The sequence below is a fragment of the Pseudidiomarina salinarum genome, assembly GCF_000753715.1.
GTDB lineage: Bacteria > Pseudomonadota > Gammaproteobacteria > Enterobacterales > Alteromonadaceae > Pseudidiomarina > Pseudidiomarina salinarum.
The window spans coordinates 12225-32541 of record NZ_JPER01000004.1 but is presented as its reverse complement, the minus strand read 5'-3'; the positions used below and the strand labels follow the sequence as shown (position 1 = coordinate 32541).

The following is a 20317-nucleotide window of genomic DNA, read 5'->3' as shown; positions in this document are numbered from 1 at the left end:
GAATTAAATATAATTCAGTTAATACTGGTAAGAATCATACCTCATTACGCACAATAGCGCCTGAAGTTAATTGTAACTGAACCCTAAAGGATAGTTGTTATGAATTCGCCCGCAAGCCAAGCAGCACAGCGGTTAATCTGGATTGACCTGGAAATGACCGGCCTTAGCCCGGACTACGATCATATTATCGAAGTTGCCACTATTATAACCGACTATGATCTGAATATTTTGGCCGAGGGGCCGGTACTGGCGGTGCATCAGCCACAGGCTAACCTGGATAAAATGGATGACTGGAATGTGCGCACTCACACTGGCTCCGGCCTGGTTAAGCGGGTGCAGGAGAGCGCGTTCTCTGAAACCGATGCCAGCAATGCGACGATCGAATTTCTGCAGCAGTATGTAACGCCGGGCAGCTCGCCGATGTGCGGTAACAGTATCTGCCAGGATCGCCGTTTTCTGGCGCGCCATATGCCTGAACTGGAGGCATTTTTTCATTACCGGAACCTTGATGTCAGCACCGTTAAACAGTTGGCAAAGTACTGGGCACCGACGGTGGCGGAAGGGGTGACAAAGCAGGGCGCGCATACCGCGCTGGCGGATATTCGTGAATCGATTGAAGAGTTACGCTATTACCGTGAGCACTTTTTCATCATTCAGGGCGAATAAGCTACAAAAACGGTTGCAAAGGCTACTGAATTCAGTAAAATTCGCCTCCGTTGTCACGTTTGGCAACAGAAGTTTCTGCGGGAATAGCTCAGTGGTAGAGCACAACCTTGCCAAGGTTGGGGTCGCGAGTTCGAATCTCGTTTCCCGCTCCAGACTTCCTCCGAATAATTATCTTACCGATGCGGGAATAGCTCAGTGGTAGAGCACAACCTTGCCAAGGTTGGGGTCGCGAGTTCGAATCTCGTTTCCCGCTCCAGATTCCGAAAAACCCTGAACGCCGAATGAATCTGGCCTTCAGGGTTTTTTTATGGATGAAATTTGCCGCAGGGACTATGGTTAGTTAACCGTTCAATTCATTTGAAAGGAGCTAACTAATGGCAAAAGTTTTAGTTTTATATTATTCGATGTACGGGCATATCGAGACCATGGCGAACACCGTTGCTGAGGGAGTTAAATCCGTTGATGGTGTCGAAGTGGATGTAAAGCGGGTGCCTGAGACTATGTCGGAAGAGCAGTTTAAGGACGCCGGCGGCAAGACGGATCAGGCTGCACCGGTAGCCAGAGTCAGTGATCTGACCGACTACGACGCGCTTATTGTTGGTACCCCCACCCGGTTCGGCAATATGTCAGGACAAATGCGCACCTTCTTTGATCAGACCGGCAAACTCTGGCAGGAGGGTTCGCTGGCTGGGAAGCTGGCAAGTGTATTTACTTCTACCGCGACCGGCGGTGGTGAGGAAATGACCATTACCTCAACCTGGACCACTCTGGCCCATCAGGGCTTCATTCTGGTGCCTTTAGGTTATACCCATTCGGCGATGATGGATGCCGATGCGGTCGGTGGGGGCACACCTTACGGTGTTTCAACCATTGCGGGTGCGGATGGCTCCCGTCAACCGGATGACCGTGAGAAAACGCTGGCCCGTCATCAGGGGGAGAAAGTTGCCAGGCTGGCACTGAAACTGTTCGGTTGATAAATCACATTCATTCCTCTTGACCTTCCCATGAGGGGAAGCTTTATCATAGTCTTATCTTCTGTGATCAGGCTAATTGCTAAGGCTTCCCCATGACGTCAGTCAGACAACTTCAGTTTAAAGTGAAAGGCATGAGCTGCGGCTCGTGTGTTAAGCGTGTGGAGAAAGCGCTGAGCGCCGTACCGGGTGTTATCAGTGCTAATGTGAACCTGGCTACTGAGCAGGTTATGGTAGAAGCCTCTGCTTCAGTGAATGCCGGCCAGCTGGCTGAAGCCGCTGAAAAAGGTGGCTACCAGCTCGAAGCCATGGGCGGCGTCAGCCAAGCTGAAGACTCTGGCGAGACGCCATTTTACCGGCAGGACTGGTTTCCGGTAGCTGGTGCCGCCGTACTGACGATACCGCTGGTACTCCCCATGATTGGTTTATTATTCGGTAAACACTGGATGTTGCCGCCATTCTGGCAATGGCTGCTCGCTACACCGGTGCAGTTTTACTTTGGTGCGCGCTTTTATCGTGCCGGCTGGCTGGCGCTTAAAGCCGGCACAGGCAACATGGACCTATTGATTGCAATAGGCACCAGTGCCGCTTATGGTCTGTCGATATATCTTTGGTTTACTTTTACCGGCCATCATGGCGGTCCGGAGCTCTATTTTGAAACCAGCGCCGCGGTACTTACCCTGGTGTTGCTGGGTAAGTACCTTGAGCATCGTGCCAAAGAAAAAACCACCGATGCCCTGCGCGCACTGGAAAGCCTTCGCCCGACAGAAGCCCGTATTTTGCGCGACGAGAAGTGGATAACCGTTGCGGCCACTTCGGTGGTGGACGGACAAAGGGTTAAGGTATTACCCGGCGAACGGATCCCGGTTGATGGCGAGGTGATTTCCGGTCAAAGTAACGTCGATGAAGCCCTGATCAGTGGCGAAAGCATTCCTCTGCATAAAAGTACCGGCGATAAGGTGATTGGCGGTTCGGTAAACCTTGATGGCGTGCTTCAGTTGCAGGCGGCCGGAGTGGGTACCGAATCCACTTTATCAAAAATCATCCGTATGGTTGAGCAGGCGCAGGGCGCTAAAGCACCGGTGCAGGCGCTGGTGGATAAGGTGGCGGCGGTGTTTGTACCGGTCGTGCTGGTGGTAGCTTTATTCACTTTATTGGGCTGGGGGGTTATTGGCGGGGCCTGGGTTGCCGGTATTCTCAATGCGGTGGCCGTGCTGGTTATTGCTTGCCCCTGCGCACTAGGTCTGGCTACGCCCGCTGCGATTATGGCAGGGACGGGTACGGCCGCCAGGCTGGGCATACTGGTAAAGGATGCCGCGGCGCTGGAGCAAGCCAATCAAGTCGATCTGGTCGTATTCGACAAAACCGGCACACTGACGATGGGGCAGCCGGTACTCACGCAACTTACGGCACTGAACGGCACTGAGCACAAGCTCCTTGAGCTGGCTTGTTCACTGCAGCAGCACAGCGAGCATCCGCTTGGTAAAGCGGTGGTCGCAGCGGCGGAACAGCAACAGATTTTGCCGCGTGTTACAGATGATTTTCAGGTGGTGGCGGGGCACGGCGTAAAAGGCGCCCTGGATGATCAGCAACTGCTGATGGGTAGCAGTCACTGGATGCGCGAACTGGGGCTTGAATTGCCGCTGGAGCGGATTGAAACCAAAGGCGCTTCAGTGGCCTGGCTGGCCCGGCAGAATAGCAGCGAAACCGAACTCATCGGGCTGTTTTGTTTCCGGGATGCAGTAAAACCAGAAGCAGAGCATACCATCAGGCAACTGCAGCAACAGGGTATCCGGGTAGCCATGTTAACGGGTGACAGCCAGGCCAGTGCTGAACTGGTTGCTGCTGAGCTTGGCCTTGATAGCTATCAGGCGGAAGTGTTGCCAGGAGACAAAGCTGATTTTATCGCCCGCTATCAGCAGCAAGGCTATCGGGTCGCTATGGTGGGCGATGGTATTAACGACGCGCCGGCCTTAGCCCAGGCGGATTTAGGTATGGCGATGTCGACTGGCACCGAAGTGGCGATCAGCGCTGCGGATATGACCCTGATGCGGGGTGAAACCCAACTGGTAGTGGCGGCACTCAGATTATCCCGGCTGACGTACCGTAAAATTAAACAGAACCTGTTCTGGGCCTTTATTTTTAATACACTGGGTATTCCACTGGCAGCGCTGGGCTACCTGAATCCGATCATTGCTGGTGCGGCAATGGCGTTCAGCAGTTTATTAGTGGTAAGTAATGCATTACTGCTGCAGCGCTGGGGTAACAAGGAGTAAGCAAATGGCAAAACCATTAACTATTGGCGAGGCTGCCGCGTTGACCGGTGTTTCGGCCAAAATGATCCGGTATTATGAAGAAATCGGAATGCTGCCGGCGGCCGCCCGTACAGAATCGGGTTACCGGTTATATAACGGGTTCATGCTTCAGCAATTAGGCTTTATCCGCCAGGCAAGGAATCTCGGCTTTTCGCTGGAAGAAATTCAGTCACTCGTGAAGCTTTGGCGAGATCCTTGTCGTGAAAGCCGGGAGGTGAAAGCCATTGCTGAGCAGCATCTGGCCGATATCAGCCAGAAAATTGCTGAGCTGAACCGCATGCAGCAGGCTTTGCAGCAGTTGGCAGCGGATTGCCGCGGGGATAGCGCTGCCAATTGCGCCATTCTCGATGCCATGATTCCCGAGCACTTACTGACTGCTGCCGTTTAACCAGAGGATAAAGCTCATCATAAAAGGTATAGAGAGTCTGCTTTGCCCGCTTGATGGCGGTTTACTCGAGCGAACCGGTAATAGCTGGTGCTGTGCCCACGGCCATAGCTTTGACATTGCCCGGCATGGCTACGTTAACCTGTTACCAGTACAGAACAAGCGCTCAAAAGATCCAGGTGACAGCAAAGCCATGGTGCAGGCGCGCCAGCGTTACCTCGGCCACGGCTTCTATGCGCCTGTTGCTGATGCGCTGACCGCCAGGGTACTCCAACTTAATCTTGGCAGTGTGCTTGATGCTGGCTGTGGTGAAGGATACTACCTGAGGCAGTTAGTCGATGGAGCTGAAACTGAGCAGATTCCGCTGAAGGCGGCCGGGCTGGATATCTCAAAGTGGGCAGTTATGGCAGCGGCCAGAGGGGAACAGCGGCTTACCTGGCTGGTGGCTTCAAATGCGGCAATTCCGTTAGCTGATGCGAGCGTCGACGGGGTGGTTTGCGTATTTGGGTTTCCCGTTGCCGGAGAGTTCCGCCGCGTTCTGCGTCCGGGTGGGCATTTGTTGACTATTGATCCTGGTCCGGATCACCTGGTTGAGTTAAAGCAAATTATTTACTCGGATATTAAAGCTAAACCGGTATATCAGCCCATGCCTGAGAGCTCTTTTGAACTTATCTCAGAGCAGGTGATTAATTTCCCGATCGGGCTCAGAACGAATGACCTCGTTCAGGATCTGTTGATCATGACGCCACATCTGTACCGCGCCAGTAGTGCAGGGCGGGCCAGGGCCAACGCGCTCGATAACCTTAACCTGACGGTTGATATGCGGTTACGAACTTACCGCTGCTGAATAACTGTACGAGCATGTTAAAAACTAATTGCGTGACGTAGTTATTCTGTTGTGAGAAACTGCCCCTGTGGAATAATTGTTCACTTATCAGGGATGGTCCGACAATGAAAGCTACTCTGTTTTTGCTTCCTGCTCTATTCAGTCTCGTTGTTATCACTCCCGAAGCAGCAGAAATAAATCTTGCGAAGGCTGAGACGCTGGGCTGTATCTCTCTTGACGAGATCAGTAATAGCAACAGCCCGGCAGAAATTTTTGGTGCCCTGACTTTGTGCATGGATAAACAGGATTATCAAAGTGCGGCCGCGCTTTACACCGTGGGAACCTTGTATGCAGTTTATGATACCAAACGGGTAGCGGACGAAAGCGCCCATCAGGCGATTTCTTTGTTGCGGATGTACGCTTTGAGTGGTCGCCCGGAGGGGGCGCTGGAACAGCTACAGGCGGAAGTTTCTGAATTATTAACTGACAACACGGAAGTATGTAAGGATATTCTGAAAAGAGGAAAACCTACTTATCGGCCTACTTATATGACGGAATATAGTACGGCAGAACGAACCGATAGTAACCCTGAGCCGCAACTCGTGGAGGACTTTAATGAGCAGGAAGCCTGGCGGGATTCGCTGGCGATAGTACCCCACTGCTGAAAGGCCGGCATAGCGCTGCGTTGAACGCTATGCCGGTAATAACTTAAAACCAGTTAAATGCCAAAGTCATCAAAGCGAATCTGATCGCGTGGTACACCTGCCTCGGCAAGCATCGCCATAGTCGCTTTCAGCATCGGCGGCGGACCGCAAACGTAGACATCCAGCTGATTAACATCCTGATTCCGGATCCAGGCTTCAACTTCCTCGTGCACAAAACCTGTTGCTCCTTTCCAGCCTTGGTTTTCCTTAGGTTCCGAAATGACCGGAATATATTCAAGCTGGTCAACACCGGTGAACTCGTTACGATAACAGAGCTCATTCACGTGGCGCGCGCCATAAAAGAATACACAGCTACGCGGCTGGCTGCGGCTTAACTCGGTTTGCAGCAGCGCCCGTAATGGGGCAATGCCTGCACCGCCACCAATAAACAGCTGCGTACGCTGGCTGTTTTCACTGAGTATGAAATCACCAAAGGGACCTATCGCTTCAATGGTGGCGCCTTTTTCCATACCACACAGGTAAGTAGAACCTATCCCGGGTGGGATTTTCTCACTGGGTGATGGCATCTGGCGAACCGTGAACACGAAACGATGCGGATCCGGGCTGGTAGCCATTGAATAATGGCGTGTCAGCACCTGCTCGCGGTGCGGAATACAGAACTGCATGAACTGGCCCGCCTGATAACTCACCGCTTCGCTACTGTTGAAGGTAAGTTCAACGATAGAGGGTGACAGCAAGCGCCGTGTTGCCAGCTCCAGCGTTACGGTAGCAGCATCATGATCAGGCAGTTTGATGCTGTACTTGTCGTCCACACGATGTTGGCAAGACAACCGCAAGCCACCTTCAATCTCTGATTCGCTGAGCAGAATTTTCTCAGCGGGCGTAGGTGCCGGCAGGTCGTCGCCTTCCAGGGTGACTTTACACAGGCCACAGGTACCGCCTCCGCCACAACTGCTCGCTACGGGTTTCTGCTCACGTTGCAGGTGCTCCAGCATAGTGGGCTTACGCCGCGGATTCATATCGCCTTTTGCAAAGTTATTAATCAGCAGAATTAACCCGGACAGCGAGAACCATAAAGCCAAGAGCCCGGCACTCCAGATCAGGAGGTGATTAAAGCTGCGGCCCCCACTGTAATCCATAAAATGCAAACGGAATGCCCAGTCTGCCAAGGTCCATGGCGTGTTCCGGTGGTTCAGCATCTGGCCGGAGGCAGCATCAATATAGATGCGGGTATTCAGATCATCCTCGAGATTCACCTGATAGCCAGCGTCGTCCCAGTTGAGGATCTCATCTGAACCTTGTATGGCCGAAACTTCCTGCACGTCACCAGGGCCATTGTAGGTGCTCATGGCAATGGTCGTCGCCAGTTCGGGGCTGGTAGTCCAAACCGCACCGGTGAGGCCATTCAGATAATGGGTATCATCGACTGAGGTCACGATAAATTGCGGAATACCAGCAATGCTGTGCAGACGAATCGTTTTCGCATCCGGATAGCGCTGGCGGATGTCGGCAACGTCTACCGTCGGGGCGACCTCACTTAACATCGCGTGATCACCGTGTTCAAGGTACTGGTGCCCAGACATACCGTGGTGGCCATTCAGACTGAAATAGAAGCCACTAACCAGCCATAACAGAACCTGGATAACGATAATTAAGCTTACCCAGCGGTGCAGCCATTGGAAAAATCGCATCATTCTGCACCTCCAGGACGCTTACGGCGGAAACTAATGGTGTAAACCAGCAACACAACGCCGGTGATCATTAAAATAAAGGTGCCAATCATGAATGCCTGCAACCACCAGGATTCTATGTCGGTGCGATCCTCATAATCCATGATGTGGGTCATCCAGAAAAAATCGAATCCGCGCCAGAAGGTATGACGTTTTACCAGCATTTCGCCGGTCTCCGGAGACAGATATAAACTGGTATTACCGAAATCATCGTAGTTAACCTGCCAGATAGGCAATAACTTCGGATTTAACTCCGTCGGTGGATTTTCAGTAAGGTAAACCACTGAACTCACCTTGGGCTCGCCTTTGGCGTAATAGCGATTGGCTAGCTCAACGATATGCTCTTCGCTTAGCTCAATCGGCGCCAGTGAAGTAGCATCAAGTAGCTCGGTACCGTGATGACCTTCAGCGATATAAACCGAATGCAGCTGCTGGTTTATCCAGCGGGTATCTAACGTGACTGTTTGACTATGCGGGTAATTCTGAATTACCGCGCTAACAGGCTGGACATCTGCGTCAGGGGGAACAACGGTAGTGATATCCTGAACCAGGTGATCACCATGAATGAAATCAAGATCAAAAAACACCATGTAGGCGCCGCTAATGCTCCAGATCACCATCTGAACGCCAAAAATAACGGACAACCAACGGTGCCAGACTCGCCAACGACTTGTACGTTGCTGTTGGGGCATGAATTACCTCAGAAATTTAATCTGGAAAAAGGCCGCCTGCAGAACAGACGGCCAACCAGGGAAGTTATCAGAACGCGTAGCGAAGTTTGACGTATAACTGACGACCAAGTAAATCATAAGTCATGGTGTCGGTGTTAGCATCAGTCCAGCTTTGTATAAATGGCGGTTCTTTATCGAACAGGTTATTCACGCCGCCGGTCACGCTTAGCTCGTTGTTGACGTAGTATGTACCTTGAACGTTGTGATAGAACACACTCGGCGCTTCAGCACCAATATCACCAGGTGACGCGTTAATGTCGTCAGCGCCGCCGATGTACTGAATACCATAATGAGCGCGCCAGTTATCGCCTTTTACCGTTGCTGATGCATTTGAACGCCACTGCGCATAGCTGCCGCGGCCGCCGGTAATATAGCCGGCATATTCAATCTCCGGCGCACCTTCAAATGGCGCAAAGGTATACTCTTTCAGGTAGCTGATATTCCAGTCAAAGTTCGTATCAAAACCGGCAATCTGAGTCTGATAGAACATTGCTGCGTCGATACCCGAGACATTTTCTGTCGCGGCATTGGTAGGCTGTGCTGACAGGAAGTTGATTTCGCCGGTCAACGGATCACGGGTGAAATGCTCATCGGAACAGAACTGATGTGACATGTTGTCCGAGTTGTAGCATACCGCCAGCTTGGTTGAGCCAGGGATCCGCTGAATCGCGTTTTTCACGTCGATGTCGTAGTAATCCACAGTTAACTGAAGATTTTCGATATAAGACACATCCCAGACAAATCCGGCGGTGAAGGTATCGGCATCTTCTGGTTTCAGGTTTGGATTACCGCCTACGGTAGTCAGTACTGTGGCACCTAGCTGAGTATAACCGGCTGGTACACCATCGGCGCTACAGTTAGCTGCAACCACAGGATCTTTGCCCGGCTGATCCCAGCCATCACATGGATCCGTGGTGGTCAGGTTACCTTCAGCTACGCCTCCAAAGAGTTCCGGAATGTTCGGAATACGGAACGCCGTCGATTTGGTAGCGCGTAATTTCAGATCGTCCGATACTTGCCAATGCAGGCTGGCTTTGTAGTTACCATCGCTGCCAAAGGTGTCGTAATCGCTGTAGCGGTATGCAAGGTCAAGACTGATATGTTGTGCAAACTGCTTGTCAGCGACTAACGGAATTGAGGTTTCTGCATAAACTTCATTAACCGTGTACTGGCCTTCAATTGGTTCAGCCTGGTTAGTGTTCATAATACCAGCCGCAATTGAGGAGTCCGGATTACGCCAGCCTTTCTCTTTACGATGCTCGACACCGAACGCTACTGGTACCCAACCTGCTGGTAAGCTGAACAGGTCGCCGGTGATGTTAGCGGTTAATGAGCGCTGCTCGTTACCACCATCGCCACTGGTACGGAACATGATGTGATCCAGTGCTTCGTCGGTAAGGTCGCCAAAGCCCAGCAAATCAATACACGGGATACCGTCAGAGCCACAGGTGTTTGGATCCAGACCCTGAGCCAGGCGTTGGGTATTTACGATATTGGTCATGCCGTCGACTGCGGTATTACGGCCGTAGTTATAAGCGACTTCCCAGTTCCAGCCCTCGCCAACAACGCCGTTCAGGCCAGTGACAACGCGGAAGGTATTGACGTCCTGGAAAAAGATCCGTGGTCCGCCTTCCAGCAGCCGGCGACCGTCCAGCCGGATATCTTCACCGGTAGGGTTGGTCGGATGGCTCGCATCAAGCTCTATACCACGCAAGGTGCCAGGCGTCGCCAACTGATCAGAAGTCCGGTTGTTATAAACAAACTCGCTAAAGAACGTGGTATCTGGCGACAGGTGGTAGTCACCAAAGGCAGTGAAATTCCAGTTACTTACCGGGTTAACCGAGTTCAGGAAAGGGAAATAGTCAAAGTTATGTATATCTGGATCATAGGGTGCGAACGAGTCGCCGTCGCCACTTGGATCCTGATTGAAATTGATTCGTTGACCAGCGTCAGGACCGGTTAAGATGGTCGCCCGGCCACCAACGGTGCTGGAACTACCAAAACAACGTAGCTCACCCGGAACTGTTTCAGCCAGCGCGCATTTTGCCTGGTCCGACATATTAAGAGCGTCAGATGAACGATAACCAACGGTTGCCATCACGCTGCCTTTGTCACCGGAAGTACCAAGGATCAAGTTAACGCTACGATCCTGCGCGTCGCCACTATCAGTAGCGCCAGTGCGGGCTTCGATCGCGAAACCGTCATAGCTCTTTTTGGTGATGATGTTTACAACACCAGCAACCGCGTCTGCACCATAGATGGCTGACGCGCCGTCTTTCAGCACTTCAACACGCTCAATCACTTCCACCGGAATCATATTCAGGTCGACAGAACTGTTCGCGCCGGTGCCACCGTTCACGATACGACGACCGTTAAGTAGCACCAGAGTACGGTTAATACCAAGACCGCGCAGGTTTACCTGGGCCGTACCGTAACCGTTGCCGGTCCAGTAGGCGTTGCTCTGGTTACCGGCAAAACCAGCGGATGCTGACATCCGTTGCAATACCATTTCGAGCGAGGTCACGCCTGATGTTTCGATATCTTCGGCGGAAAACACCTGTATCGGTGCTGCACTTTCAGCTTCGGTACGCTTAATACGTGAACCGGTGACAACAATGCGCTCATCGACTTTAGCCTGATCGGTATCGCTTGCCTGAGCGGATACGGTCATTGGAGTGATAGCGGTTGCAACGGCTACTGCCACGGTTGAGAAGAGTAGTTTTTTCATATTGTCACCCTGAATAAATTATCATTATAGTGTGTGCTTTGTGACGGAGTTCTCACCCGGCCAAGTTGTTTATACAACTCCTACAATAAGAGCTTCTGAACAATAGTAAAGTGTTATGAAATGAAAAGTTGTATAAAAAACGTCATATTTGGTGGTATTTTCCGTGGTTGTATAGTCAAGTCAGACACAGCTAACTAAAAGCGCCGCAAAGGAAAAAATGCCAACCGACAGGAAAAAACAGGGCAAAATAAAAAAGTTGTTCAGGATGAAAATATAAGTGCTAATTATGCATTTATATTCATAATTTATTAGGCCTTAATTACGGCGTAGGCAATCCATAGCCAGCCAATAATAAAGGCCGCTCCTCCGACTGGAGTTACCGGGCCGAACCAGCTGATGCCGGTCAGGCTGAGCAGGTACAGGCTACCGCTGAACAAAATGATGCCCGCTAACAAAATCCAGCCCCCGGTCCGCAGCCCCCGGGCATTAGGAAAATACAGCAGTAGCAGGCTGACGAGCAGTAAGCCCAGCGCATGGTAAATCTGGTACTGCACCCCCACCTGAAACACCGCCAGCATATCGGCACTTAACTGTTGCTTCAGGGTATGGGCCGCAAAGGCGCCTAAAATCACGCCCATGGCCATATTAAGGGCACCCAGCATCGCAAATAGTTTCATGGCTGAACTCCTGTGTAGCAGCCCGATGAATCGACATGGATCAAATCGCGCTTAGCTACCATACTTATAGTGGTTTAATTATTTATTAGCTTACCAGATTTACTCAAGGAGGCATTCATGAAGTTAGGTTTTGCTCGAACTGCTTACCCCGTTATTCTTAGTGCAAGTGTGGTACTGGCTGCGCTGATATCGCAGGATGCGCATGCCGTGAATGGTAAGAAGTCGTACGCGGCGAACTGCCAGGCCTGCCACCAGGCTGAAGGGCAAGGCATTCCTGGTGCATTTCCTCCGCTGAATGACAACCCGCATATTCAGCAAGATAAGCTGCATATCGCCAGAACGGTATTAAAAGGGATGTCTGGTGAACTGGAAGTAAAAGGTAAAACCTATAATGCGGCAATGCCGGCGCAGCCCCATCTGACTGATGTTGAAATCGCGCAGATAGCCACCTACATCCTGCAGCAATTTGATAATGGCGGTGGCACAGTGACGCCGGAAGAAGTCGCAGAGGTGCGCGAAGAAGTGAATAAATAAAAAAAACTTATTGACAAGATTCCGATTCATCTCTATATCGTCAGTGTCGCTATAAGCAAAACCAGTTTTAGCTAGTTGTTGGTCTGGAGGAAGAGGCACAAAATGGCAACGATGAATCGTGATCTGATCACTAAGAAGGCGTTTAACGACTTCAAAAATTATCCTTACGGCTTTGCCCGTTCAGGGGATTTCTCCATTCGTGAAAGCGACTTGCTGGCTAAGCATGGCAGCCTGATCGCTGCGCTGATGAGCGGTGAAATTGAACCTGAATCGGCAGAAGAGCAATCATTACTGGCAGTTGCCCGTGGCGAAAAAGCGGCAGAGACAGTGGTTGAGAAGGCCTGGTCAAAGTATCAGGCGCGTATTAACCGCCCGAAAGTTGGCAGCATGTATGGCCGCAGCCGCTACACTGACGATGTCTTTGAAGTCACCAGTAGTGATGATGATGATTTGGTAGTCGAAGACTAATTCAAAAAAGCCGGAGCGCTGCATGATGCCGCGCGCCGGCCCTTGCTGTCTTATTGCTCGCGGGCGATTGCCCGATGAGCGATGTCATTGCGGTAGTACAGATCCCGCCAGTCGATTTCTTTGACCGCCCGATATGCCGCACGTTGCGCTTCAGTAACATTGTCGCCGATGGCGGTGACGCATAAAACCCGGCCCCCGGCAGTGACCAGGTTACCTCGCTCATCGGTTTTGGTACCCGCATGGAATACCTTGGCACCTGTTGCCTCGGCTGCATCGATTCCCTGAATCACATCGCCTTTCAGATAGTTATCAGGATAGCCTCCAGCCGCTAATACCACACCAACTGTAGCGCGTTCATCAAACGCGATGTGTTGCTGCGCCAGATCCTGTTTACAGGCGGCCAGACATAGTGCGACCAGGTCGGATTGTAAGCGCATCATAATTGGCTGAGTTTCGGGATCACCGAAGCGGCAATTGAACTCCAGCACTTTGGCCGTGCCATCAGGGGCTACCATCAGGCCGGCGTATAAGAATCCGGTATAGGGGTGACCTTCATCCGCCATCCCTTCAATAGTCGGCTGAATCACGTGATTCATAACCCAGTCATGAACCTCAGGCGTCACTACCGGAGCGGGAGAATAAGCGCCCATACCACCGGTATTAGGGCCTTTATCGCCATCGTCACGGGCTTTATGATCCTGACTTGAAGCAAAAGGTAAGGCAGTTATCCCGTCTACCATGACGATGAAGCTGGCTTCTTCACCAACCAGAAACTCTTCGATAACGACCCGGCTACCGGCTTCGCCAAAGCGATTACCAGCCAGCATGTCATCAATGGCGGCAAATGCGTCGGCTTCGGATTCAGCAATGATCACGCCTTTGCCGGCTGCCAGGCCATCGGCTTTAATAACAATCGGCAGACGGTTTTGTCGTATATAAGATTTAGCTTGTTCGATATCGGTGAAGGTACCGTAAGCGGCAGTTGGTATGTTATGACGAGCCAGAAAATCCTTGCTGAAAGCTTTGGAACCTTCCAGTTGTGCAGCTGCCCGGGTCGGTCCAAAAACCTTCAGTCCGTCGGCCCGGAACTTATCAACAATACCCGCTACCAGAGGGGCTTCAGGACCAACGATGGTCAGCCCGACCTTGTTGGTTTTGGCGAAATGCAGCAGGCCATCGATATCCTCTGCGCTGATATTCACATTCTCAATGCCTTTTTCACTGGCGGTGCCGGCATTGCCGGGGGCTACATAAACTGTTTCCGCCAGGGACGATTGCGCTGCCTTCCATGCCAGCGCGTGTTCGCGGCCACCGCCGCCAATAACCAATACATTCATGCTCAGACTCATTACTCGTTCGTTGTTTCAGGTTTCACAAATCGCAGGGTGAAGCGGTCACTCTCGCCAATACCAACGTAATAATCCCGGTTATCTTCGCCTAAGCGCAGCGTTGGGGGCAGGGTCCAGACACCTCGTGGGTGATCTGCGGTATCATCAGGGTTGGCATTCACATCGCTGCTGGCATCCAGCACAAAACCAGCTTGCTCGGCCTGTTCAATCACCCAGCTTTCTTTCATGTAGCCGGTTGAGGCCATATCTTCATCAGGCCGGTCCTCTGGCAGACGATGATCAACAACGCCCAACACGCCGCCCGGTTTAAGTGCTTCGTAAAAATCGCTGAAGGCACCTTCAACGCCTTCCTCACCATGCGCCATATACCAGTTGTGCAGGTTACGGAAAGTCAGCACCATATCGGCGCTGGCAGGTGGTGCGATGTCGCTGTCGGCCAGAGGCGCAAATTCAGTGAGGATAACGTCCGAGAAATAGGGATCATTAGAGAGCCGCTCGGCAAAATCCTGACGTGACTTAGCATAATAGCTGCGCGTATCAGAGGCCGGGAAGTGCGCTGCGTAGAGTTGTCCCTGGGCTTGCAGGTAGGGTGCCAGAATCTCGGTGTACCAGCCGCTGCCGGGCCAGATCTCGACCACGGTCATATCAGGCTCAATACCAAAAAACTGAAGCGTTTCGACCGGGTTACGAAATTCGTCCCGGAGTTTATTGGAGGTTGAGCGGGCCGGGTGATTCTGGGCTTCACCAAGGGTGATAATCTTCTGATTACTGGTGTCGGTTGCCTGTTCGGTTTCCCGCGGTGCATTGTCGCAGCCAGCCAGAGCCAGCACGGCCAGCATACTTGCAGTAGTTAACATTGGATGTCTCATAACCTATCTCCTGTAGAGGGTATTCGGTAACTAACTAATTATACTGCTTATCCTAGTCGGCTTGTGGCAAAGGGGCAATGTTAACTGCCTGTTGCTGGCGTTAGTGGCAGCATTAGTGCCGAAAATGTCGCATGCCAGTAAAGACCATGGCAATGCCATGCTCATCAGCGGCGGCGATGATTTCGTCGTCACGAATGGAGCCACCCGGCTGAATAATTGCTTTAATCCCGGCCGCCGCTGCCGCGTCAATGCCATCGCGGAACGGAAAGAATGCATCCGAAGCCATCACTGAACCGGTTACCTCAAGGTTTTCATCTGCTGCCTTAATACCGGCGATTTTGGCGCTGTACACCCGGCTCATCTGACCGGCTCCGACACCAATGGTCATGCCGTCACGGGCATAAACGATGGCGTTGGACTTAACGAACTTAGCCACTTTCCAGCAGAACAGCAGATCCTGCAGTTGCGCTTCATCAGGCTGGACCTTAGTCACCACCTTGAGGTCGCTGCGGTCGATTTTGCCCTGGTCGGAATCCTGCACCAGCAAGCCCCCGGCTACACGTTTATAGTCAAAGCTGACTGGCCGTTGTGCTGACCATTGGCCGCACTCCAGTAACCGGACATTGGCTTTACTTGCCACGATGTCGCGGGCTTGCGCGCTAACAACCGGAGCGATGATAACTTCAACGAACTGGCGATCGACGATAGCCTTGGCGGTGGCCGCGTCAAGTTCACGGTTGAAAGCAATGATGCCACCGAAAGCTGAGGTAGGGTCAGTTTTGAAGGCGCGCTCATAGGCATCAAGTAGCGAATCGCCAATAGCCACACCGCATGGGTTGGCATGCTTGACGATAACGCAGGCAGGTTCGGCAAACGACTTAACGCATTCCAGCGCGGCATCGGTATCAGCGATATTGTTGAACGACAGCGCTTTACCTTGCAGCTGTTTTGCTGTTGCCACAGAGGCTTCGGCGGTTTCAGACTCAACATAGAATGCTGCTTGCTGATGGCTGTTTTCGCCGTAGCGCAGATCCTGCTTTTTCTGCAGTTGCAGATTATAAGTACGGGGAAATTTGCTGGTCTGTTCAGCCAGGCGTGCGCCAAAGTAATTGGCGATCATCCCGTCGTACTGGGCCGTGTGCTCAAAGGCTTTGATAGCCAGGTCAAAACGGGTATCCAGGGTCAGGCTGTTGTCATTAGCGTCCATTTCGGCGATTACCCGGCCGTAATCTTCAGCATTGACAAGGATGGTGACATCCCGGTGATTCTTAGCTGCGGCGCGCACCATGGTCGGGCCGCCGATATCGATATTCTCCACCGCATCTTCATGAGAGCAGTCTGGGTCAGCAACGGTTTTAGCGAAGGGGTACAAATTGACAACGACCATGTCAATAGGCGCGATATCCTGCTCGGACATCACCTGTTGGTCACAATCGCGGCGGCCTAAAATGCCACCATGTATTTTCGGATGCAGGGTTTTCACCCGGCCATCCATAATTTCGGGCTGACCAGTATGTTCTGATACATCGGTCACTGCGATGTCATGCTTGCGCAGCAGACTCGCAGTACCACCGGTCGACAGCAACTGCACACCACGTTGCTGGAGATTACGGGCAAAATCAACAATACCTGTTTTGTCTGAAACACTCAGCAAGGCGCGTTGAATAGGACGATGTTGCATTGAATTCACCATTGTAGCCATAAATAAAAAAGAGCACACCAGGCGCTCTTTTTTGTTTTGAAATTAGTTCATACCGTATTTTTTTAGCTTCTTCCGCAAAGTACCGCGGTTGATGCCCAGCATGGTAGCAGCGCGAGTCTGATTACCCCGAGTATAGGTCATAACTTCTTCCAGCAGCGGAGCTTCTACTTCCGCCAGTACCAGATCATATAAAGCTTCAGGGTCAGCACCTTCCAATTGCTTAAGGAAGGAATTAACCGCCTGCTTTACCGAGTCGCGCAGCGGCTTGGGCTGAGCATTGTTACCAATAGTGGTAAATGGAGAAACCTGGTCACGATTTGTGTTGTGATCAAACATAGGTGCGCTCTATCTCTTCTAGTTTACAGTTACAAAATAATCCGCCAACGCATCAAGTTGCTGCTGTGCATCCTCAAATGCGACAAACTGGCGGCGAAATTCACTGGTGGGATACTGCTGCTGCAAGTACCACCCCACATGTTTGCGGGCTATCCTGACTCCCGTGAAGTCGCCGTAGTGCTCATGCAGCCGACGAACATGCGTCTGCACCACTGCGGACACTTCCGCCGGAGTTGGCGGAGCCAGTTGTTCACCAGTTGCCAGGTAATGCGCAATCTCGCGAAACAACCATGGATTGCCCTGGGCTCCGCGACCAATCATGATCGCATCGGCACCCGTGTAATCTAAGACTTCTCTGGCCTCTTGTGGTGATGTGATATCGCCGTTGGCGACCACCGGAATCGATACCGCAGCCTTGATGGCCTTAATGGTGTCGTATTCCGCTTCACCTTTGAACATACAGGCCCGGGTACGGCCGTGAACTGCCAGGCATTGTATGCCCGCCTGCTCAGCAATACGGGCAATTTCCCGGCCGTTCCGGTTATCCGGATCCCAGCCCGTGCGTATTTTTAACGTGACCGGCACATTCACCGCAGCAACCACTGCAGAAACTATCTGTGCGACGAGTTCCGGATACTGTAGTAACGCGGAACCGGCCAGTTTTTTATTCACCTTTTTTGCCGGACAACCCATATTAATATCGATGATCTGGGCGCCGTGCTCGACATTATGGCGAGCGGCTGCAGCCATCAACCCGGGTTCTGAGCCGGCAATCTGCACTGCTTTTATCCCCGGCTCGTCGGCATGACCCATGCGATACCGTGATTTCCTGGTATTCCATACCCGCGGATTGCTCGACAGCATCTCAGACACTGTAAGCCCCGCCCCCAGCTCATGACACATGCGCCGGAAGGGTAAGTCAGTCACCCCGGCCATCGGGGCCAGAATGACAGGATGTTTCAGATGATAAGCTCCGATCCGCATCGGTTAAAAACTGTGCAAGTAAAGGGTCGGAAATTTTAGGGAATTTGGGGCAGAAAGAAAAGGACGTAATTTGTACAAAAGCCGTCTTTTTTGCAATTTTGACTCTTGACAAATTACGCCTGGGTTACTGTTTGCGCGTGGCGTGGAGCATCACCCATTCATTTTTAAGGCGCGGCTGACTAAACTCGAATTCACTCAGGTAAGCTTGCTGTACGGAATCAATCTGGCGTTCCAGAATGCCAGACATGACCAGTTCGCCACCCGAGCCAACGTAGCCGCTGATAACAGGAGCTAACTCCCGTAGCGGGCCCGCCAGTACGTTTGCCAGTACCAGGTCGGCCTTCAGACTGGGTTGATCGGCGGGCAGGTAAACCTCAAGCCGGTCGCCGACACCATTGCGTATGGCATTGTCGCGGCTGGCGATAAGGGCCTGCTTATCAATATCAATACCTATGGCACGTTCAGCGCCAAGCAAGAGCGCGGCGATCGCGAGGATGCCGGAACCGCAGCCAAAATCGACCACGGTTTTGCCGGTCAGATCCTGCTCATCCAGCCAGCCCAGGCATAAAGCGGTGGTGGAATGGGTGCCGGTACCAAAAGCCATGCCCGGATCCAGCATAATATTAACTGCTTCAGGCTCAGGAATATCACGCCAGCTCGGACAAACCCATAAGCGTTTGCCGAACTGAATCGGGTGGAAGTTATCCATCCATTCCCGTTCCCAGTCTTTATCTTCAAGCTGATCGGTTTTGTAACTGAAGTCAGCAGGTACCAGATCGGACTCCCGTAGCGCGCGTACTACCGGGCTGATATCGGTATCGGCTTCGAATAAACCGGTTACCAGCGTTTCATGCCAGTAAAGGATCTGATCCAGGGGTGGTTCAAATATCGGATTATCCTGCGCATCGCGGTAGGTGACCGCCAGTGCGCCTTCTGCTTGCAGCATGTCACCCACTAAAGGTGCATGCTGCTCAGAAGCCGATAGAGTAAGCTGAATCCAGGGCATAAGGCTTAATGACCGCCCATACCAAGTTTCTTCTCCAGATAATGGATATTGGTTCCGCCTTGCTGGAAATTCTCATCCGCCATGATATCTTTCTGCAGCGGCACATTGGTCTTGATGCCTTCAATAATCAGTTCGCTCAGGGCGTTGCGCATGCGGGCAATAGCCACTTCGCGAGTTTCGCCGTAGGTGATTAGCTTGCCAATCATTGAGTCATAGTTAGGTGGTACCCGGTAGTCCGCGTAAACATGCGAATCCCAGCGTACGCCCAGACCGCCCGGGGGGTGGAAGCGCGTTATGGTGCCGGGTGAGGGCACAAAGGTTGCCGGGTCTTCGGCGTTAATGCGGCACTCAACGGAATGGCCGCGAATCACCACGTCTTCCTGAGAAAAAGATAACGGACGGCCAGCGGCAACGCGCAGCTGTTCTTTAATCAAATCGACACCGGTGATCATTTCGGTCACCGGGTGTTCAACCTGAATCCGGGTATTCATTTCAATGAAGTAGAATTCATTATTTTCGTAGAGGAACTCGAACGTACCGGCGCCGCGGTAGCCAATCTCAATACAGGCTTTTGAACAGCGCTCACCGATGAACTTACGCAGTTCCGGAGTAATACCGGGTGCTGGCGCTTCTTCCACCACTTTCTGGTGGCGGCGTTGCATCGAGCAGTCACGCTCGCCAAGATAAACAGCGTTGCCCTGACCATCAGCCAGCACCTGAATTTCAATGTGGCGGGGGTTCTCCAGGAATTTTTCCATGTAGACCACAGGGTTGCCAAAAGCGGCACCGGCTTCAGCCTGGGTCATGCTAATAGCACTAAGCAGTTCATCTTCTTTACGTACCACGCGCATACCGCGGCCACCGCCGCCACCAGCGGCTTTGATGATCACCGGATAGCCAATCTTCTTGGCAATTCGCATATTTTGCTGATCATCGTCGTCCAGCGGACCATCTGAACCAGGCACACATGGTACACCGGCTTTTTTCATAGCGGCGATAGCGGAAACTTTATCGCCCATCAGACGGATAACATCGGCGGTGGGGCCGACAAAAATAAAACCGGAGTTTTCGACCTGCTCGGCAAAATCAGCATTTTCGGCGAGAAAGCCGTAACCCGGATGAATCGCGGCGGCGTCAGTGATTTCTGCGGCGCTGATGATCCGGGGGATATTCAGATAGCTGTCAGTAGCAGGCGCCTTACCGATACAAATCGATTCATCAGCAAGCAGCACGTGCTTAAGATTACGGTCCACGGTGGAGTGTACCGCGACTGTTTTGATACCGAGCTCTTTGCAGGCGCGTAATATGCGCAATGCAATCTCGCCCCGGTTTGCAATTACAACCTTGTCTAACATGATGGTGTCCTGATCTGGTG

The 20317-nt window shown here is 52.1% G+C and carries 19 protein-coding genes, 2 tRNA genes and 1 pseudogene; 11 read left to right on the top strand and 11 right to left on the bottom strand.

Annotation, left to right across the window (positions count from 1 at the left end; genetic code table 11):
- The first annotated feature begins 99 nt into the window (after nucleotides 1-99).
- The 9 genes and pseudogenes from orn (at nucleotide 100) to IDSA_RS07775 (ending at nucleotide 5828) form a co-directional block, all read left to right on the top strand.
- Nucleotides 100-666, top strand: a complete 567-nt coding sequence (gene orn / locus IDSA_RS07810) for an oligoribonuclease (protein WP_034775770.1) — start codon at nucleotides 100-102, stop codon at nucleotides 664-666.
- Between the two features lie 77 nt (nucleotides 667-743).
- Nucleotides 744-818, top strand: a tRNA-Gly gene (locus IDSA_RS07805).
- Nucleotides 819-847: 29 nt separating this feature from the next.
- A tRNA-Gly gene (locus tag IDSA_RS07800) sits at nucleotides 848-922 on the top strand.
- A gap of 118 nt (nucleotides 923-1040) precedes the next feature.
- The gene (gene wrbA / locus IDSA_RS07795) at nucleotides 1041-1640 is read left to right on the top strand and encodes an NAD(P)H:quinone oxidoreductase (RefSeq protein ID WP_034775768.1); all 600 of its coding nucleotides are present in this window, start codon (nucleotides 1041-1043) and stop codon (nucleotides 1638-1640) included.
- A 92-nt stretch (nucleotides 1641-1732) separates the two neighbouring features.
- On the top strand, nucleotides 1733-3913 hold the full coding sequence (locus tag IDSA_RS07790; protein ID WP_034775767.1) for a heavy metal translocating P-type ATPase: 2181 nt from the start codon (nucleotides 1733-1735) through the stop codon (nucleotides 3911-3913).
- A 4-nt stretch (nucleotides 3914-3917) separates the two neighbouring features.
- On the top strand, nucleotides 3918-4340 hold the full coding sequence (gene cueR / locus IDSA_RS07785) for a Cu(I)-responsive transcriptional regulator (RefSeq protein ID WP_034775766.1): 423 nt from the start codon (nucleotides 3918-3920) through the stop codon (nucleotides 4338-4340).
- Nucleotides 4327-4497, top strand: a pseudogene (locus tag IDSA_RS12275) (putative RNA methyltransferase); the annotation flags it as partial. The gene cueR and the pseudogene IDSA_RS12275, both read left to right, overlap by 14 nt.
- Nucleotides 4498-4530: 33 nt before the next feature.
- On the top strand, nucleotides 4531-5184 hold the full coding sequence (locus IDSA_RS07780) for a methyltransferase domain-containing protein (protein ID WP_232221283.1): 654 nt from the start codon (nucleotides 4531-4533) through the stop codon (nucleotides 5182-5184).
- Nucleotides 5185-5288: 104 nt separating this feature from the next.
- On the top strand, nucleotides 5289-5828 hold the full coding sequence (locus IDSA_RS07775; protein WP_034775764.1) for a hypothetical protein: 540 nt from the start codon (nucleotides 5289-5291) through the stop codon (nucleotides 5826-5828).
- A gap of 53 nt (nucleotides 5829-5881) precedes the next feature.
- Here IDSA_RS07775 and IDSA_RS07770 read toward each other — a convergent pair whose 3' ends face one another.
- The 4 genes from IDSA_RS07770 to IDSA_RS07755 all read right to left on the bottom strand — a co-directional run bounded on the left by IDSA_RS07770 (nucleotide 5882) and on the right by IDSA_RS07755 (nucleotide 11694).
- A complete protein-coding gene (locus tag IDSA_RS07770; RefSeq protein ID WP_034775763.1) occupies nucleotides 5882-7522 on the bottom strand; it encodes a 2Fe-2S iron-sulfur cluster-binding protein in 1641 nt (546 codons plus the stop codon).
- Entirely contained in the window at nucleotides 7519-8250 is a 732-nt protein-coding gene (locus IDSA_RS07765; protein ID WP_034775762.1) for a PepSY domain-containing protein, read from the bottom strand. Before IDSA_RS07765 ends, IDSA_RS07770 begins: the two co-directional genes overlap by 4 nt.
- 67 nt (nucleotides 8251-8317) lie before the next feature.
- Nucleotides 8318-11017: a TonB-dependent receptor plug domain-containing protein gene (locus IDSA_RS07760; protein ID WP_034775761.1), complete on the bottom strand. Its 2700-nt coding sequence runs from the start codon at nucleotides 11015-11017 to the stop codon at nucleotides 8318-8320.
- Nucleotides 11018-11325: 308 nt separating this feature from the next.
- The gene (locus tag IDSA_RS07755) at nucleotides 11326-11694 is read right to left on the bottom strand and encodes a DUF423 domain-containing protein (protein ID WP_034775760.1); all 369 of its coding nucleotides are present in this window, start codon (nucleotides 11692-11694) and stop codon (nucleotides 11326-11328) included.
- Between the two features lie 117 nt (nucleotides 11695-11811).
- On the opposite strand from IDSA_RS07755, the gene IDSA_RS07750 reads away from it, so the two are divergent.
- Together IDSA_RS07750 and IDSA_RS07745 are read left to right on the top strand one after the other, a co-directional pair.
- The gene (locus IDSA_RS07750; RefSeq protein ID WP_051986170.1) at nucleotides 11812-12228 is read left to right on the top strand and encodes a c-type cytochrome; all 417 of its coding nucleotides are present in this window, start codon (nucleotides 11812-11814) and stop codon (nucleotides 12226-12228) included.
- A gap of 102 nt (nucleotides 12229-12330) precedes the next feature.
- Complete coding sequence (locus tag IDSA_RS07745) at nucleotides 12331-12696, top strand: MaoP family protein (RefSeq protein WP_034775759.1); 366 nt, start codon at nucleotides 12331-12333, stop codon at nucleotides 12694-12696.
- Between the two features lie 50 nt (nucleotides 12697-12746).
- Here IDSA_RS07745 and purD read toward each other — a convergent pair whose 3' ends face one another.
- From purD to accC, 7 genes are all read right to left on the bottom strand, one after another.
- Entirely contained in the window at nucleotides 12747-14033 is a 1287-nt protein-coding gene (gene purD / locus IDSA_RS07740; RefSeq protein WP_034776172.1) for a phosphoribosylamine--glycine ligase, read from the bottom strand.
- An 11-nt stretch (nucleotides 14034-14044) separates the two neighbouring features.
- Nucleotides 14045-14914 carry a class I SAM-dependent methyltransferase gene (locus IDSA_RS07735; protein WP_034775758.1) on the bottom strand — a complete coding sequence of 290 codons (870 nt, stop codon included), beginning with the start codon at nucleotides 14912-14914 and terminating at the stop codon, nucleotides 14045-14047.
- 112 nt (nucleotides 14915-15026) lie between these two features.
- Nucleotides 15027-16595 carry a bifunctional phosphoribosylaminoimidazolecarboxamide formyltransferase/IMP cyclohydrolase gene (gene purH / locus IDSA_RS07730; RefSeq protein WP_415752594.1) on the bottom strand — a complete coding sequence of 523 codons (1569 nt, stop codon included), beginning with the start codon at nucleotides 16593-16595 and terminating at the stop codon, nucleotides 15027-15029.
- A gap of 63 nt (nucleotides 16596-16658) precedes the next feature.
- Entirely contained in the window at nucleotides 16659-16952 is a 294-nt protein-coding gene (fis, locus tag IDSA_RS07725) for a DNA-binding transcriptional regulator Fis (RefSeq protein ID WP_034775755.1), read from the bottom strand.
- An 18-nt stretch (nucleotides 16953-16970) separates the two neighbouring features.
- On the bottom strand, nucleotides 16971-17936 hold the full coding sequence (dusB, locus tag IDSA_RS07720) for a tRNA dihydrouridine synthase DusB (protein WP_034775754.1): 966 nt from the start codon (nucleotides 17934-17936) through the stop codon (nucleotides 16971-16973).
- A gap of 124 nt (nucleotides 17937-18060) precedes the next feature.
- Nucleotides 18061-18942 carry a 50S ribosomal protein L11 methyltransferase gene (gene prmA / locus IDSA_RS07715; RefSeq protein WP_034775752.1) on the bottom strand — a complete coding sequence of 294 codons (882 nt, stop codon included), beginning with the start codon at nucleotides 18940-18942 and terminating at the stop codon, nucleotides 18061-18063.
- A gap of 5 nt (nucleotides 18943-18947) precedes the next feature.
- A complete protein-coding gene (gene accC, locus IDSA_RS07710; RefSeq protein WP_034775751.1) occupies nucleotides 18948-20297 on the bottom strand; it encodes an acetyl-CoA carboxylase biotin carboxylase subunit in 1350 nt (449 codons plus the stop codon).
- Nucleotides 20298-20317: the final 20 nt, after the last annotated feature.